The following is a 14,706-nucleotide window of genomic DNA, read 5'->3' as shown; positions in this document are numbered from 1 at the left end:
GATCGGCCTGGGGCGCGGGCTGCTGCTGCTCGGGCTGCGGGGTCGCCGGACGCGCCTGCGGGGCGGGCGTGCTCGGCCGGACCTCAGGAGCCGCGGTCGGCTGCTGCGCCTGCGGCGCCGCCGGTGCGGGCTGCTGCGGGCGGGCCGGCGTGCGGCCGGGTGCCTGTGCGACCGGTCGAGGACCGGGCGCGGGCGCAGCCGAAGCGCCGCCCATCGGGATGCCGTCCGCGACGAGCTTCGCCTTCAGCTTGCGGACGACCGGGGGCTCGACGCTCGAGGACGGGCCCTTGACGAACTCGCCCATCTCCTTCAGCTTCGCGAGTGCGAGCTTCGTGTCGATGCCGAGGTCGGATGCGATTTCGTGGACGCGTGGTTTCGCCACTGTTCTCCTGTCTGGACCTGCCAGACAGGCAGGCCGTTAATGCGGTGCGGAGCTCATTTCGAGTCGCTCATCGCTTGTCCATGTGCCTGTTCCACCTCAAGGGGGATGAGAGCCTGCGCACGGATCGTGCGGCAGGCGGAGAGGGCCGGTCCGAACCGGCCGCCGATGAGTCTACCCGTCGGGCGTGCGGATGCGAGCCCCGGGCGCTCGACATGTGCAACGTGCCGGCGGCGGCGGGCATTCCGGTTCCACCCGGCCGACGGCGGAGCCCGGCTGGGTGCCGGCCGTAGGCGATCGTGCCGGGTGTAGGGCTGGGCGCGGCGCGTCGGCCTACTCCCGGGACGTTCCCCTACTCGCGGGACCGGATCCGCGTCGTCAGGGCAGCTGGAGCAGCGGGCCCTCGGAGCGGCAGGTCGCGGCGGCGATGATCATGGCGTTCTGGAGCGCACCCTCCCAGAAGAGGGCGTCGCCGCCGTCCTCACGGTCGGCGCGGAGCAGGGCGTCCGTGAGCGCGGCGAGGGTGGCGTCGCCTGCGCCGATCGTGTCGACGATCGGGCCCGGCAGCTCGGCGACCGGCGCGTCGAGGCGGCCGTCCGGCAGATGCAGGGAGGCGCCACGTCCGCCGGCGGTGGCGAGCACGAGGCGGGCGCCGTCCTGCTGCAGGCGCCGGGCGGCATCGTCCAGCTCCGTGCCGTAGAGCAGGGCCGCGTCCTCGTCGCCGAGCTTCACGAGCCGCACCGCGGAGGCGACCCGGTCGACGTTCCGCACGAAGGCCGCCACGTCGGAGAGCAGCGCTGGGCGCGGGTTCGGATCGACGACGAGCCGGTCCGCGGGATCCTCGACCGCGTCGAGCAGGGCGTCGGTCAGGTCGTCGTGGTCGAACGGGTAGCAGCTGACGACCACGAGCGGTGCCGCGTCGAGCGCGTCGCGGGCCGCGCCGGTGAAGTCGATCGAGCGGTGCACCGCCGCGTCGTTGAAGTCGTAGCGGGCCTCGCCGTCGGACTTCGTGGCGATCGCCCTGGCGGTGCCGCGCGGCGCGGGCGTGGCGACCAGCCGCACGCCGAACCGGCCGAGGAACGCCCGCACGGTCGCGCCGTCCTCGTCCTCGGCCACCATCGCGACGAGCGTCGTCGGGACCCCGAGCCGGGCGAGGCCGACCGCGACGTTCAGCGCCGCGCCTCCGACGACGTCCCGTACGCCGGCCTCGTCGTGGATCTCGTCGATCAGCGCATCGCCGATCACGACGACGTGCCCGCGACGATCCGCCATCAGGCGCCTACTCGCGATCGAGGATCGGGCAGCACCCATGGGCTCGATCCTTTTCGAGGACCGGCAGTACCCATGGGCTCGATCCTCTTCGAGGACCGGCCGCACCGATGGGCTCGATCCTCTTCGAGGACCGGCAGCACCCATGGGCTCGATCCTCTACGAGGACCGGCAGCACCCATGGACTCGATCCTCGTCGAGGACCGGCAGCACCCATCGACTCAATCCTCTTCGAGGATCGAGTCGGGCTGGATGTCGATCTTCGCGCCCGTAAGCTTCGCGGCGAGACGGGCGTTCTGGCCCTCCTTGCCGATCGCGAGCGACAGCTGGTAGTCGGGTACGAGCGCCCGGACGGCCTTCGTGCTCTTGTCGATGACGAACGCCGACGAGACGCGGGCGGGCGAGAGGGCGTTCGCGACGAAGGTCGCGAGGTCGTCGGAGTGGTCGACGATGTCGATCTTCTCGCCGCCGAGCTCCGCGGAGACGGCCCGCACGCGCTGGCCGAGCTCCCCGATCGCGGCGCCCTTCGCGTTCACGCCGGGCTGGGTGGCCTTCACGGCCACCTTCGACCGGTGGCCGGCCTCGCGGGCCAACGCGGTGATCTCGACGAGCCCCGACGCGATCTCCGGCACCTCGAGCGCGAACAGCTTGCGGACGATCGACGGGTGGGTGCGCGAGACCGTGATGGACGGTCCCTTCGGGCCGCGGGAGACGCTCGTGACGTAGACCCGGATCCGCTCCCCGTGCGGATACGTCTCGCCGGGCACCTGCTCCTCGGGCGGCAGGATCGCCTCGACGCTGCCGAGGTCGACGTGCACCATCCGCGGGTTGGGACCCTGCTGGATGACGCCGGCGACGATGTCGCCCTCACGGCCCTTGAACTCGCCGAGGATCCGCTCGTCGCCGAGGTCGCGCAGCCGCTGGTTGATGACCTGCTTGGCCGCGAAGGCGGCGATGCGGCCGAAGTCGTGCGGCTCGTCCTCGGACTCACCGATCTGCTCGCCGTTCTCGTCGAGCTCGGGGATCAGCACGGTCACACGCCCGGACTTGCGGTCGATGTGCACCCGTGGCCGTGGCGTGCCCGGCGTCTGGTGCTCGGGCTGACCGGTGTGCTTGAGGTACGCGGTGAGCACCGCGGCCTCGATGATGCGGAGGAGCTCGTCGAACGGGATCTCCCGTTCACGCTCCATCAGGCGAAGCACGGCGAGGTCGATCTCCATCGCCATCCCTCCACTGTCCACTTGGGTCCCGGCCGGGGCCACCGCTCCACCGGGACCACTACGGTAGCAGCGCCGAGGAGGCGGGGACGGAGGGCCGGGATGGCGGGGACGGACGACGACGGACGCACGGTGCAGCTGCGCCGGTACCGGATCGTGGGCGGTGAGCTGCCCGCGTTCGTGGCCTGGTGGCGGGAGCGGATCGTGCCCGCCCGCACCGCGCACGGCTTCCGCGTCGAGTTCGCCTACGCGATCCCGGAGAACGACGAGTTCGTCTGGGCGGTCTCCGTGGAGGGCGACCGCGAGGCGTTCCGCGCCGTCGACGAGCGCTACGCGGCCTCCGAGGAGCGCCGCGCGGCCTTCGACGGCGTTCCGCAGCGGATCGACACCGCCACCATCACGATCGCCGACCGGATCGCCTGAGTCCTCAGGGCCCGAGCAGCCCCGCGACGCGGTCCACGACCTGGTCGACGGGGACGTGCTCCGTCTCACCCGACGCCCGGTCGCGCAGCTCGACAACGCCGTCGGCGAGCCCGCGGCCGACGACGACGATGCTCGGCACACCCAGCAGCTCGGCGTCCGCGAACTTCACCCCCGGTGACACCCGGCGGTCGTCGACGAGCACGTCGGCGCCGCGCAGCTCGAGCTCCCGCCCGATCCGCTCGGCCTCCTCGAAGACGGCCTCGTCCTTGCCGGTCGCCACGACGTGCACGTCGAACGGCGCGATGGAGCGCGGCCAGACGAGACCCTTCTCGTCGGAGTTCGCCTCGGCGACGAGGGCCAGGTCGCGGGTGACGCCGATCCCGTACGAACCCATCGTGACGGTGACGAGCTTGCCGTTCGGGTCGAGCACCTTGAGCCCCAGCGCGTCGGCGTACTTGCGGCCGAGCGCGAAGACGTGGCCGATCTCGGTGCCGCGCGCGAGCTCGACGGGACCGGTTCCGTCCGGGGCCGGATCCCCGGCGCGCACCTCGGCGACCTCGGCGGTGCCGTCGGGCGTGAAGTCGCGGCCCGCGACGAGCGAGAGCACGTGCTTCTCGGGCTCGTTCGCGCCGGTGACCCAGTCCGTGCCCTCGACGACGCGAGGATCGACGACGTAGCGGATCCGACCCGCGGACGACTCCCCCAGCACCGGCCCTGCTGCCGACCAGGGCCCGATGTAGCCCTTCACGAGCGACGGGTTCGCCGCGAAGTCCTCCTCCGTCGCGGCCTCGACCGCGGCGGGGAAGAACGTCGCCTCCGCGCGCTTGAGGTCCGCGTCGCGGTCCCCGGGGATGCCGACGACGACGACCTCGCGGTTCCCGCCGACGTGCGTCAGGGCGAGCACGACGTTCTTCAGCGTGTCCGCGGCGGTCCAGGCGCGGCCGTCCCCGCGCGGATGCCGCTCGTTCAGCAGCGCGACGAGCGTGGCGATCGTCGGGGTGTCGGGCGAGTCGAAGACGAGGGCGGCCGGGAGCCCCGACGCGTCCCGGGGAGCCGGGGCCAGGGTGCGGAACGCCTCGACGTTCGCCGCGTAGCCGCCGGACGAGCGCACGATGGTGTCGTCGCCCGCCGGGGTGGGGTGCATGAACTCCTCGCTGCGGGACCCGCCCATCGCGCCGGCATGCGCCGAGACGATCGCGTACTCGAGCCCGAGCCGGGCGAAGACGCGCTCGTAGGCGGCCCGCTGCAGCTCGTAGGAGGCGTCGAGGCCGGCGTCGTCGATGTCGAACGAGTAGGCGTCCTTCATCGTGAACTCGCGGCCGCGGAGGAGCCCGGCGCGAGGCCTCGGCTCGTCGCGGTACTTGTCCTGGATCTGGTAGATCGTGAGCGGCAGGTCCTTGTACGACGAGTAGAGGTCCTTCACGAGCAGCGCGAACGCCTCCTCGTGGGTCGGGGCGAGCACGTAGTCGCCGCCCTTGCGGTCCTTCAGCCGGAAGATGTCGTCGCCGTAGTCGGCGTAGCGGCCCGTCAGCTGGTACGGCTCAGCGGGGAGCAGCGCCGGGAAGTGCACCTCCTGCGCGCCCGCCGCCTCCATCTCGTCACGGACGATGGCCTCGACCTTCGCCTTCACCTTCAGGCCGAGCGGCAGCCAGGCGAAGATGCCCGGCGCCTGGCGCCGGATGTACCCGGCGCGCACGAGCAGCTTGTGGCTCGTGAACTCGGCGTCGGCGGGATCCTCCCGGAGCGTGCGGAGGAACAACCGACTCATACGCGTGACCACGGAGATCGAACCTACCGGTCAACGAACGCGGACCCCGGGTCGAGGGATCGACGCGGGGTCCGTGGCCGGGCACGCCGTTCGGGCCACCTGGTGGGCGCAAGGCTATGCCCGCCCCGGCGGACCGGCCAAGCCGGATGGGGCCTGATGGGACCCCCATTCCGGGTGCCGTCCTCCGACGCGCACGTGCCACGTTCCGCCCTCGTTCCGCCCGGACGAGGGCGGAAACCGGCACGCATGCGGGTGCCCCGCGAGGGCCGGGAACGCGTTGTCGGGCGGAGGTCTCGAGCCACCGGCGGGAACGCCGGCGCTCACCCTCACCGCGTGCAGCGCGGCGTGCTTCAGGCGGTGACGACCTGGGCGGTGCCGAGCGGGGCGCCCGGGCCCATCTCGTCGGCGAGGCGGTTCGCCTCCTCGATCAGGGTCTGCACGATCTCCGCCTCCGGCACCGTCTTGATGACCTTGCCCTTGACGAAGATCTGGCCCTTGCCGTTGCCGGACGCGACGCCGAGGTCCGCCTCGCGCGCCTCCCCCGGGCCGTTCACGACGCAGCCCATCACCGCGACGCGCAGCGGCACGCTCATGCCCTGGAGGCCCTCGGTGACGCTGTCGGCGAGGGAGTAGACGTCGACCTGCGCGCGCCCGCAGGAGGGGCACGAGACGATCTCGAGCTTGCGCTCGCGGAGGTTCAGCGACTGCAGGATCTGCAGGCCGACCTTCACCTCCTCGACCGGCGGCGCGGACAGCGAGACACGGATCGTGTCGCCGATGCCCTCACCGAGCAGGATGCCGAACGCGGTCGCGCTCTTGATGGTCCCCTGGAAGGCCGGCCCCGCCTCCGTCACGCCGAGGTGCAGGGGCCAGTCGCCCCGCTCGGCGAGCATCCGGTAGGCCTTCACCATCACGACCGGATCGTTGTGCTTCACCGAGATCTTGAAGTCGTGGAAGTCGTGCTCCTCGAAGAGGCTCGCCTCCCAGACGGCGCTCTCGACCAGTGCCTCCGGTGTGGCCTTGCCGTACTTCTCGAGCAGGCGCGGATCGAGGGAGCCGGCGTTGACGCCGATCCGGATGGAGACCCCTGCCGCCTTGGCGCGCTCGGCGATCTGCTTCACCTGGTCGTCGAACTTGCGGATGTTGCCGGGGTTGACGCGCACGCCCGCGCAGCCGGCGTCGATCGCGGCGAAGACGTAGTTGGGCTGGAAATGGATGTCGGCGATGACCGGGATCTGGCTCTTCTTGGCGATGATGGGCAGCGCCTCGGCGTCGTCGCGCGAGGGGACGGCGACACGCACGATGTCGCAGCCGGAGGCGGTGAGCTCGGCGATCTGCTGGAGCGTCGCGTTGATGTTCGGGGTCGGCGTGGTGGTCATCGACTGCACGCTCACCTGGGCGTCGCCGCCCACGAGCACCTTGCCGACGCGGATCTGCCTCGACTTGCGGCGCGGGGCGAGCACCTCGGGCACCTTCGGCATCCCCAGGTTCACAGCAGGCACGTCCGACCGTCCTTTCGTCGCCCTCGAGGGTACTTCGGTCTCGAGGAGGGTCAGGCGCGCGTCAGGCGCCGAGGGCCCGGCGTGCGCGGTAGGCCGACACGTTCGTACGGTTGCCGCAGTTGCCGACGTCGCAGAAGCGCTTCGAGCGGTTGCGGGAGAGGTCGACGAGTACCGCGGTGCAGTCCTCGGCGGCGCACTCCTTGAGCCGGCCGAGCTCGTCGGCCCGCACGAGGTCGGAGACGGCCATCGCGGTCTCCACGAGGATCCGCCGCTCGAAGGGGGCGTCGTTCGGCACGGCGTGGAGGTGCCAGTCGTACCCGTCGTGCTTGACGAGACGCGGCAGAGCGCGAGCGTCCTCCAGCACGGAGTTCACGTGGGCCGCCGCGTCGTCCCGCGACTCGGTGAAGAACCGGCGCAGCTCGGTCCGCAGCCCCCGCACGGCGGCGAGCTCCTCATCGCTCCTCGCGAGGGCACCGCTGTAGGACCGGCCGGCGTAGAAGGCCGCGACGTCCTCGACGCGGCTGAGCTCGTCCGCTCCCGAGTGCGACGCCTCGGGCTCGGTGTTCACGAGCGCCGCCGCGGCCTGCAGGACCGACTCGGTGTCATCGGCGAACACGATTTCACTCCTTACACGCTCAGGACTAGTGTCAGGAGCGTACTGCGGAACGGTCATGACAGGGAACGGGGCACCGACATGGGACGCACGCGCTGGATGCTCGTGGCCGTCGCCTCGGCCCTCGCGTTCGGGATGTCCGGCACCTTCGTGAAGCCGGTGCTCGACGCCGGCTGGAGCGCCGGGGCGGGCAGCATCGTCCGGACGGGGATCGGCACCCTGATCCTCGCCGTGCCGACCGTGCGGGCTATGCGCGGCCGGTGGTCGCTCCTGTGGCGGCACCGGCTCGGCCTGCTCCTGTTCGGCGGCGTCGGCATCGCCGGCACGCAGACCTCCTACTTCCTCGCGGTCTCGCGGATCCCCGTCAGCACCGCCCTCATGATCGAGTACCTCGCGCCGGTGCTGCTCGTCGTCGCCACCGGGATCCGGATGCGCCGGTGGCCGCCGCTGCGGGTGATCGGCGGCGCCGCGCTCGCGATGGGCGGCCTGCTGCTCGTGCTCGACATCGCCGGCGGAGTCGCCCTCGATCCCCTCGGGGTGGGCGCCGCCTTCACGGCGGCGGTCGTGTGCGCCGTCTACTTCCAGCTCTCGGCGACTCTGCCCGTGCCGCCGCTCGCGCTCACCGGCATCGGCTTCTTCGTGGCGACCGTCGTATCGGGCCTCCTCGGGGTCACGCGGATCGTGCCCGTCACCGTCGGGTCCTGGACCGTCGACCTGTTCGGCTCCCGTGTCTCCGCGCTCGTGCCGCTCGCCGTCGTCGTGCTGATCGCGACCGCGCTCGCCTACACGATCGAGGTCGCGGCGGCAGCGCGGATCGGACCTCGGCCCGCGTCCTTCCTCGCACTCACCGAGGTCCTGTTCGCCACGCTCACCGCCGCCCTGGTGCTCGGCCAGATCCCCGGACCGCTCCAGGTCGCGGGCGGCGTCGTCCTGCTGCTCGGCGTGGTGCTCGTCGTCTCCGTGCCCGCGCCGCATCGCATGCCGCTCGAGGACGGGGAGCCGCTCCCCGCGAGCCGGCCGGGCGCGCACGTTCCACCGGGCCACGTGCCGCTTTCGACCCCTTCACGGCCCCGGAAGCGGCCAAAAGTGGCAAGTCGCGGGGACTAGAAGAGGGTGACGGGGCGGACGATGTCCGCGTAGATGAGCAGCAGGCTCATCCCGCCCAGCAGGATCGCGACCGCGAACGTGAGGGGCATGAGCTTCGCGGTGTCGACGGGGCCCGGGTCACGGCGGCGGAACAGCTTCGCGATGCTGCGCCGCAGCCCCTCCCAGAGGGCGCCGATCACGTGGCCGCCGTCGAGCGGCAGCAGCGGGATCAGGTTGAAGACGAACAGCGCGATGTTCAGGCTGCCGAGGATGCCGACGAGGCTCGCGACCTTCGAGACGACCGGCACCTCGGGCGAGCTGGCGATCTCGCCCGCGACGCGGCCGACGCCCACGACGCTGATCGGGCCGTTCGGGTCGCGCGGCGCCGAGCCGAACGCGGCCTGCGCGACGCCGACGAGGCGCTGCGGCAGGTGGATGATCACCGCGCCGACCGAGACGGTGTTGTTCCAGACGGCGGGCAGCACGGCCGTCGCCGGTTGACGGGTGAGCTGCTCGGTGGGGCTGATGCCGATGAAGCCGACGGTGCGGGTCTCGAGCGTGCCGGCGGCGTTCCGGACGGGCGCGCCGTTCGCGTCCGTGACGGCCACGGTGTTGCTCGCCGGGGTGACCGTGATTCTGCGCTCGCCGCCCGTCCCGGCGACGGTCAGCGTGATCGCCGTGCCCGCGCTGGTGCGGATGACGTCGGTGACGTCCGTCCACGAGGAGACGGCCCGGCCGTCGATCGCCGTGATCCGATCGCCGGGCTGGAGGCCGCTGTTCGCGGCCGGTGCGGCCTGGTCGGTGCTGCGGCAGACCGTCGTGGCCTGCGTCGCGGGCACGATGCACTTCGAGATCGACGCGACGGTCGTCGTCGGCTGGTAGACGCCGAAGCCCGTGAGCACGATGCCGGTGAAGAGGATCCCGAGAAGCAGGTTCATCGTCGGGCCGCCGAGCATGATGACGACGCGCTTCCAGACCGCGAGCCGGTAGAAGGCCCGGTGCTCCTCCCCCGGCTGGATCTGCTCCTGGCTGGAGTCCCGGGCGTCCTGGACCAGGGTGTTGAAGAAGCCGGTCGATGCCGTTCGGCCGCGCCCGCCGCCCTTGGCGGGCGGGAACATGCCGACCATCGAGATGTAGCCGCCGAGGGGCACGAGCTTCAGGCCGTACTCCGTCTCGCCGCGGCGCCGGGACAGGACCGTGCGCCCGAACCCGATCATGTACTGGGTCACGCGGACGCCGAACAGCTTCGCGGGCACGAGGTGGCCCACCTCGTGCAGGCCGATGGACAGCACCACACCGACCGCGACGACGAGGATGCCGAGGACGTAGAGGAGCACGGTCACGCCCGACAGGGTACGTGCGGCAGGCCGATCCGCCGGCGCACGCGGCGCGGCCGCGCCTAGGAGTTCCGCGAGAGGATGCGGTCCGCGGCCTCTCGGGCGGCGCGGTCGGCGTCGAGGACGGCTGCCCGATCGAGCTCACCGGTCGCCACCGGAACGGCGTCGAGCGTCGCGCGCACGGTTCCGAGGATGTCGGGGAACCGGATCCGCCCTGCATGGAACGCGAGCACCGCCTGCTCGTTCGCCGCGTTGAAGACCGCCGGTCCCGTACCGCCCGCGCCCGCCACCTGCTTCGCGAGCCGCACGGCGGGGAACGCGTCCTCGTCGAGGGGCTCGAACGTCCACGACTGCGTCGTCGTGAAGTCCAGCGGTGCGCCGACCCCGGCGACGCGGTGCGGCCAGTCCAGGCCGAGTGAGATCGGCAGCCGCATGTCGGGTGGGGAGGCCTGCGCGATCGTGGCGCCGTCGACGAACTCGACCATCGAATGGACGATCGACTGCGGATGCACGACCACGTCGATCGCGCTGAGCGGAACGTCGAACAGCAGGTGCGCCTCGATCACCTCGAGGCCCTTGTTGACGAGCGTCGCGCTGTTCGTCGTGACCATGAGCCCCATGTCCCACGTGGGGTGGGCGAGGGCCTGCGCCGGCGTGACGTCCGCGAGCGCCGCAGCCGCCATCCCGCGGAACGGGCCGCCGGATGCGGTCAGCACCAGCCGGCGCACCTCGGCGTGCGTGCCGGAGGCGAGGCACTGGGCGATGGCGGAGTGCTCGCTGTCGACGGGGACGATCTGGCCCGGGCGCGCCGCCCTGGTGACGAGAGGACCGCCGATGATGAGCGACTCCTTGTTCGCCAGCGCGAGGGTCCTGCCCGTCTCGAGCGCCGCGAGCGTCGGGCCGAGGCCCGCGGCGCCCGTGATGCCGTTGACGACGACGTCGGCCTCGACGTCGTGCACGAGGGCCTCGGCGTCGGCCGCGCCGAGGGCGGTGGCGGTCACGCCGAAGCGCTCCGCCTGCTCGGCGAGCGAGCGGGCGTCGCTGCCGGCGGTGAGGCCGACGACCTCGAAGCGCTCCGGGTTCGCCGCGATCACGTCGAGCGTCTGCGTGCCGATCGATCCCGTGGATCCGAGCAGCAGAACCCGACGTCGACGGCTCACGGGGTCCCGCCCGGCGCGACCGGGTGGTGGCGGACCGGGAGGCTCACCGAGTTGGCGATGAAGCAGAGCCGGTGCGCTTCCGCGTGCAACGAGTCGGCGAGCGCCCGCTGCGACTCGTCCTCGAGCGTCACCAGCGGATGCAGGTCGACCTCCGTGAGCCGTCCCCCGCCGTCCGCGTCGACCTCGAGCACCCCGGTCGCGGTGTCCGTGTAGGCCGTGACGACCACACCGGCCTTCACGGCGACGTGCAGGTACGACAGCATGTGGCACTGGCTGAGGGCGGCGACGAGGAGCTCCTCCGGGTTCCACCGGTCGGCGTCGCCGAAGAACGGCTTGTCGGCGCTCCCCGGCAGATCGGGCTTGCCCTCGACCCGGACGACGTTCGTGCGGCCGTACGCCCGGTACGCGGAGGTGCCGGTGCCGCGGTTGCCGGTCCATTCGACTGCGACCTCGTACCGGTGCGGCATGCGCCGAGCCTACGGGCGCGGGGAAGGATGGGGCCGTGATCGAGGTGCGCCGGATCGGCGAGGACGACTGGCGCGACTGGCGTTCGCTCCGGCTCGCAGCGCTCGCGACGGACCCGGCCGCGTTCGGCTCGACGCTCGCCGACTGGACCGGCCCGAACGACGTCGAGGCGCGGTGGCGCGCTCGGCTCGCCGACTCCCCCTTTCCCGTGCTGCTCGATCTCGACGGCCGACCCGTCGGCATGATCGCCGCGATGCTCGAGGACGACGTCGTCGAGGTGGTCTCGCTCTGGGTGGATCCGTCCGCGCGTGGCCGCGGCGTCGGAGAGGTCGCGATCGCCGCGATCGTGGACTTCGCGGCGGGCCGGGACGTCCTGCTCTCGGTGCGCACCGACAACGGCCCGGCCGTGCGCCTCTACCGGCGCAGCGGGTTCGTCGACGAGGGGCCGTCGCCGGAGGACCCGCTGCTCGAGCGCCGGATGCGCCGCCGAGGCTGACCGCGCGGTCCCAGGGCCGATCGCGCCGTTCCGGAAGAACCAGCGGACGAGCCGGCGCCGGAGCACCGCAGGCGGCGTGTCGCCCGAGAGCTCCGGAACGCAGCGATCAGCGAGGACGCGTCAGGCGTGCGTCGTGGCCAGGATGTCGATCACGAAGACGAGGGTGTCGGTGCCCTTGATCTGCCCGTTCGCGGCGCCGGTCTTGCCGTAGCCGTCGGCCGGCGGCACGATCGCCACGACCTGGGAGCCGACCTTCTGGCCGACGAGCGCGTCGCGGAAGCCCTTCACGACGGCGGCCGTCGAGAAGCTCGCAGGACCGGTCTTGCCCCACGACTGGTCGAACACCGACCCGTTGCGCCAGAGCACGCCCTGGTACTGCACCGTGACGGTGTCGCCCGACTTCACGGTGGCGCCCGTGCCCACCTCGCGGTCGGCGATCTTCAGCGTCGCCGGCGCCGTGGACTTCGGCACCGTGATGGTCGGCTGACCCGTGGAGGCGAGCGTCACGGTCGGGAACCCCGACGGCAGCGTCTTCACGGCCCCCGTGGCCTTCGTGGGGGTGAGGGACAGGATGTCACCGACGAGCACGAGGGAATGGTTGGCTCCGACGCCGAGCTGCTCGGATCCCGTCGACCCGAACGCCTGCGAGGCCGGGATGACGGCGGCGAAGCGCTCGCCGACCTTGCCGCAGACGATGGACTCGACGAGCCCCGGCAGGTACTGCGAGGTGTCGGCGGTCAGGATGACCGGCTTCTTCGCGGCGGTGTAGCCGCTCTGGTCGAGCTGTTTGCCCGTCGCGCCCTCGAAGAGCTCGTAGGCGATCTTCACGCTGCTGCCCGTCTGCACCGCGTTCCCGTGGCCGGCGGTGATGACGGTCCGCTGCGTCGCACTCGCCGCGGTCGGCAGCGGGAACTTCACCGCGGGCGCCGCGCCGGCCTTGCCGCTCACCTTCACCGACTGCGACGCGCTGCCCGAGGTCGCGCAGGCGGCCGTCGACGTCGCCGGCGAGGCCGCAGGGGACGGAGCCGCGGCCGATGCCGCGCTCGAGGTCGCCGATCCGGACGGGCTGCCGGAGCAGCCGGCCAGCGCGAGGGCGAGCGCGGCGGCCACGGCCGCGGGAACGAGGCGGCGCAGCGGAGCGGAGGCGTTCGAAGGCATCCCTCCATCCTGCGGCACGTCCGCGGGGGGTCCTGCCCACGGACGGCCGTTCTTCCCGAATCCTTGGGCACGCCCGCTCCGCGGATGCCGGGCTCGGCGCGGTTCGTACACTGGAGGCATGACCGACACGCTCGTCCCCGACACCTCCACCACCGACGAGCTGACGTCTCGCCGGATCGTCACAGCGATCCCCGGCCCCGCCTCCCAGGCCCTGCACGAGCGGCGCCTCGCGGCGGTGCCGGTCGGCGTCAGCTCGATGCTCCCCGTCTACATCCGCCGGGCGCACGGCGCGATCGTGGAGGACGTCGACGGCAACCGGTTCATCGATCTCGGCGCGGGCATCGGCGTCACGACGGTCGGCCACACGAACGACGCGGTCGTCGAGGCCGCGCGTGCGCAGCTCGGTGACTTCCTGCACACCCTCTTCACGATCACGCCGTACGAGTCGTACGTGCGGGTGGCGGAGCTCGTCGCGGAGCGCACCCCCGGCTCGTTCCCGAAGAAGACGGTGCTCGTGAACTCCGGCGCCGAGGCCGTCGAGAACGGCGTGAAGATCGCGCGGAAGTCGACGCACCGCCGAGCGGTGGCGGTGCTCGAGCACGCGTACCACGGCCGCACGAACCTCACGATGGCGATGAACTTCAAGGCGATGCCGTACGGCACGGGCTTCGGCCCGTTCGCCGGCGACGTCTACCACGTGCCCTCCTCCTACCCCTACCGGGACGGCCTGAGCGGCGCCGAGGCGGCCGCGCGCACCATCACGTACATCGAGAAGCACATCGGTGCCGAGGACCTCGCGATCCTCGTGGTCGAGCCGATCCAGGGCGAGGGCGGCTTCCAGACGCCGGCCGACGGCTACCTCCCGGCCCTGCAGCGGTGGGCGAACGAGCACGGCGTCGTGATCGCCGCGGACGAGATCCAGAGCGGCATGGCGCGCACCGGCCGCTGGTTCGCGAGCGAGCACTTCGGCTTCGAGCCGGACCTCGTGTTCTTCGCCAAGGGCATCGCCGGAGGCCTGCCGCTCGCCGGCGTCACCGGCCGAGCCGAGATCATGGACGCCTCCCACCCGGGCGGACTCGGCGGGACGTTCGGTGGCAACCCGGTCGCGGCCGCGGCCGCCGTCGCGGTCATCGAGCAGATCGAGGAGCAGGGTCTGCTGGCCGAGGCCGAGCGGATCGAGCAGACGCTCCGCCCGGCGCTCGAGCAGCTGCAGCGCGAGTTCGACATCATCGGCGATGTGCGCGGCAAGGGCGCGATGCTCGCGATCGAGCTCGTCGCCCCCGGCACGGGCGCGACGACGAAGGCGCCGAACGCCGCGGCCGTGCAGGCGATCTCCGCCTATGCGGGCCAGCACGGCGTGCTCCTGCTCACCGCGGGCACGTACGGCAACGTTCTCCGCTTCCTGCCGAGCCTCGCCATCACGGACGAGCAGCTGCAGGACGGGGTGTCGGTGCTGCGCGAGGCCCTGACCGAGGTCACCCGGGGCGCCTGACCAGGCGCACCCGGGTCGGCGCTTCGCCGGCCCGGAGCGCGAGCACGTCGTCGGGGCCGGTCACCGGAGGCAGGACCGCCGAGGCGCCGAGCAGCGCACGCAGCTCGGCGGGTGGCACGGCGTCGACCAGGACGGTGCCTGTCGACACGATCCGGCTGAACCTCGGCCACTGCGCCTGCCATCCGTTCACCGAGCCCACGAGCAGCGGCGCGTCGTCCCCGCCGGCCGGTGCGGCGGCGAGGCCCGCGTCGCGGAGCTGAGCGAGGCGCTGCCCGGGGCGGGTCGTGACCAGCGCGACGACCGCGCCGTCCGGCCGGAAGTCCGGCGGCTCCGGCGGCGTC

The 14,706-nt window shown here is 72.3% G+C and carries 15 protein-coding genes; 4 read left to right on the top strand and 11 right to left on the bottom strand.

Features of this window, described 5'->3' with window-relative positions:
• The 3 genes from JWQ92_RS14310 to nusA form a co-directional block, all read right to left on the bottom strand.
• On the bottom strand, nucleotides 1–382 hold a 382-nt coding region (locus JWQ92_RS14310), incomplete at its 3' end, for a translation initiation factor IF-2 N-terminal domain-containing protein (protein WP_297345131.1).
• Nucleotides 383–757: 375 nt separating this feature from the next.
• Complete coding sequence (locus tag JWQ92_RS14305) at nucleotides 758–1,690, bottom strand: PfkB family carbohydrate kinase (protein ID WP_297345130.1); 933 nt, start codon at nucleotides 1,688–1,690, stop codon at nucleotides 758–760.
• A gap of 179 nt (nucleotides 1,691–1,869) precedes the next feature.
• Nucleotides 1,870–2,868, bottom strand: coding sequence for a transcription termination factor NusA (gene nusA / locus JWQ92_RS14300; RefSeq protein ID WP_297345135.1), 999 nt, complete (start codon nucleotides 2,866–2,868; stop codon nucleotides 1,870–1,872).
• A gap of 99 nt (nucleotides 2,869–2,967) precedes the next feature.
• Here nusA and JWQ92_RS14295 point away from each other — a divergent pair, with 99 nt between their 5' ends.
• Nucleotides 2,968–3,288 (top strand): hypothetical protein, encoded by a 321-nt coding sequence (locus tag JWQ92_RS14295; RefSeq protein WP_297345129.1) that lies wholly within the window; start codon nucleotides 2,968–2,970, stop codon nucleotides 3,286–3,288.
• A gap of 4 nt (nucleotides 3,289–3,292) precedes the next feature.
• Here the strand turns inward: JWQ92_RS14295 and JWQ92_RS14290 are convergent, their stop codons facing one another.
• From JWQ92_RS14290 to JWQ92_RS14280, 3 genes are all read right to left on the bottom strand, one after another.
• Nucleotides 3,293–5,068, bottom strand: a complete 1,776-nt coding sequence (locus tag JWQ92_RS14290; RefSeq protein WP_297345128.1) for a proline--tRNA ligase — start codon at nucleotides 5,066–5,068, stop codon at nucleotides 3,293–3,295.
• 338 nt (nucleotides 5,069–5,406) lie between these two features.
• Complete coding sequence (ispG, locus tag JWQ92_RS14285) at nucleotides 5,407–6,537, bottom strand: flavodoxin-dependent (E)-4-hydroxy-3-methylbut-2-enyl-diphosphate synthase (RefSeq protein ID WP_297345134.1); 1,131 nt, start codon at nucleotides 6,535–6,537, stop codon at nucleotides 5,407–5,409.
• Nucleotides 6,538–6,619: 82 nt separating this feature from the next.
• Complete coding sequence (locus tag JWQ92_RS14280) at nucleotides 6,620–7,174, bottom strand: CGNR zinc finger domain-containing protein (protein ID WP_367276744.1); 555 nt, start codon at nucleotides 7,172–7,174, stop codon at nucleotides 6,620–6,622.
• A 78-nt stretch (nucleotides 7,175–7,252) separates the two neighbouring features.
• Here JWQ92_RS14280 and JWQ92_RS14275 point away from each other — a divergent pair, with 78 nt between their 5' ends.
• Complete coding sequence (locus tag JWQ92_RS14275) at nucleotides 7,253–8,278, top strand: EamA family transporter (RefSeq protein ID WP_297345127.1); 1,026 nt, start codon at nucleotides 7,253–7,255, stop codon at nucleotides 8,276–8,278.
• Here JWQ92_RS14275 and JWQ92_RS14270 read toward each other — a convergent pair.
• From JWQ92_RS14270 to JWQ92_RS14260, 3 genes are all read right to left on the bottom strand, one after another.
• On the bottom strand, nucleotides 8,275–9,594 hold the full coding sequence (locus tag JWQ92_RS14270; protein WP_297345132.1) for an RIP metalloprotease: 1,320 nt from the start codon (nucleotides 9,592–9,594) through the stop codon (nucleotides 8,275–8,277). The two genes, JWQ92_RS14275 and JWQ92_RS14270, sit on opposite strands and share 4 nt — an antisense overlap.
• A 62-nt stretch (nucleotides 9,595–9,656) precedes the next feature.
• Nucleotides 9,657–10,754, bottom strand: a complete 1,098-nt coding sequence (locus tag JWQ92_RS14265; protein WP_297345126.1) for a 1-deoxy-D-xylulose-5-phosphate reductoisomerase — start codon at nucleotides 10,752–10,754, stop codon at nucleotides 9,657–9,659.
• Entirely contained in the window at nucleotides 10,751–11,221 is a 471-nt protein-coding gene (locus tag JWQ92_RS14260; RefSeq protein WP_297345125.1) for an OsmC family protein, read from the bottom strand. Before JWQ92_RS14260 ends, JWQ92_RS14265 begins: the two co-directional genes overlap by 4 nt.
• Before the next feature lie 35 nt (nucleotides 11,222–11,256).
• Between JWQ92_RS14260 and JWQ92_RS14255 the strand changes: the two genes are divergently transcribed.
• Complete coding sequence (locus tag JWQ92_RS14255; RefSeq protein WP_297345124.1) at nucleotides 11,257–11,715, top strand: GNAT family N-acetyltransferase; 459 nt, start codon at nucleotides 11,257–11,259, stop codon at nucleotides 11,713–11,715.
• 120 nt (nucleotides 11,716–11,835) lie between these two features.
• Here JWQ92_RS14255 and JWQ92_RS14250 read toward each other — a convergent pair whose 3' ends face one another.
• Nucleotides 11,836–12,873 (bottom strand): FKBP-type peptidyl-prolyl cis-trans isomerase, encoded by a 1,038-nt coding sequence (locus tag JWQ92_RS14250; RefSeq protein ID WP_297345123.1) that lies wholly within the window; start codon nucleotides 12,871–12,873, stop codon nucleotides 11,836–11,838.
• 118 nt (nucleotides 12,874–12,991) lie between these two features.
• Here JWQ92_RS14250 and gabT point away from each other — a divergent pair, with 118 nt between their 5' ends.
• Nucleotides 12,992–14,365 carry a 4-aminobutyrate--2-oxoglutarate transaminase gene (gene gabT / locus JWQ92_RS14245; RefSeq protein WP_297345122.1) on the top strand — a complete coding sequence of 458 codons (1,374 nt, stop codon included), beginning with the start codon at nucleotides 12,992–12,994 and terminating at the stop codon, nucleotides 14,363–14,365.
• Here the strand turns inward: gabT and JWQ92_RS14240 are convergent.
• On the bottom strand, nucleotides 14,349–14,706 hold a 358-nt coding region (locus tag JWQ92_RS14240), incomplete at its 5' end, for a hypothetical protein (RefSeq protein WP_297345121.1). The two genes, gabT and JWQ92_RS14240, sit on opposite strands and share 17 nt — an antisense overlap.

This window comes from Amnibacterium sp. (assembly GCF_025463795.1).
Classification (GTDB): Bacteria; Actinomycetota; Actinomycetes; order Actinomycetales; family Microbacteriaceae; genus Amnibacterium.
Note: the sequence above shows the minus strand (reverse complement) of the source record. Positions and strands in the feature narration are given on the sequence as shown.

What these genes read in the sequence shown, in the direction of transcription:
- JWQ92_RS14250 (WP_297345123.1), bottom strand. Translation starts at nt 12,873, where the DNA reads ATGCCTTCGAACGCCTCCGCTCCGCTGCGCCGCCTCGTTCCCGCGGCC.
- JWQ92_RS14275 (WP_297345127.1), top strand. Translation starts at nt 7,253, where the DNA reads ATGGGACGCACGCGCTGGATGCTCGTGGCCGTCGCCTCGGCCCTCGCG.
- JWQ92_RS14295 (WP_297345129.1), top strand. Translation starts at nt 2,968, where the DNA reads ATGGCGGGGACGGACGACGACGGACGCACGGTGCAGCTGCGCCGGTAC.
- JWQ92_RS14260 (WP_297345125.1), bottom strand. Translation starts at nt 11,221, where the DNA reads ATGCCGCACCGGTACGAGGTCGCAGTCGAATGGACCGGCAACCGCGGC.
- nusA (WP_297345135.1), bottom strand. Translation starts at nt 2,868, where the DNA reads ATGGAGATCGACCTCGCCGTGCTTCGCCTGATGGAGCGTGAACGGGAG.
- gabT (WP_297345122.1), top strand. Translation starts at nt 12,992, where the DNA reads ATGACCGACACGCTCGTCCCCGACACCTCCACCACCGACGAGCTGACG.
- JWQ92_RS14305 (WP_297345130.1), bottom strand. Translation starts at nt 1,690, where the DNA reads ATGGGTGCTGCCCGATCCTCGATCGCGAGTAGGCGCCTGATGGCGGAT.
- ispG (WP_297345134.1), bottom strand. Translation starts at nt 6,537, where the DNA reads ATGCCGAAGGTGCCCGAGGTGCTCGCCCCGCGCCGCAAGTCGAGGCAG.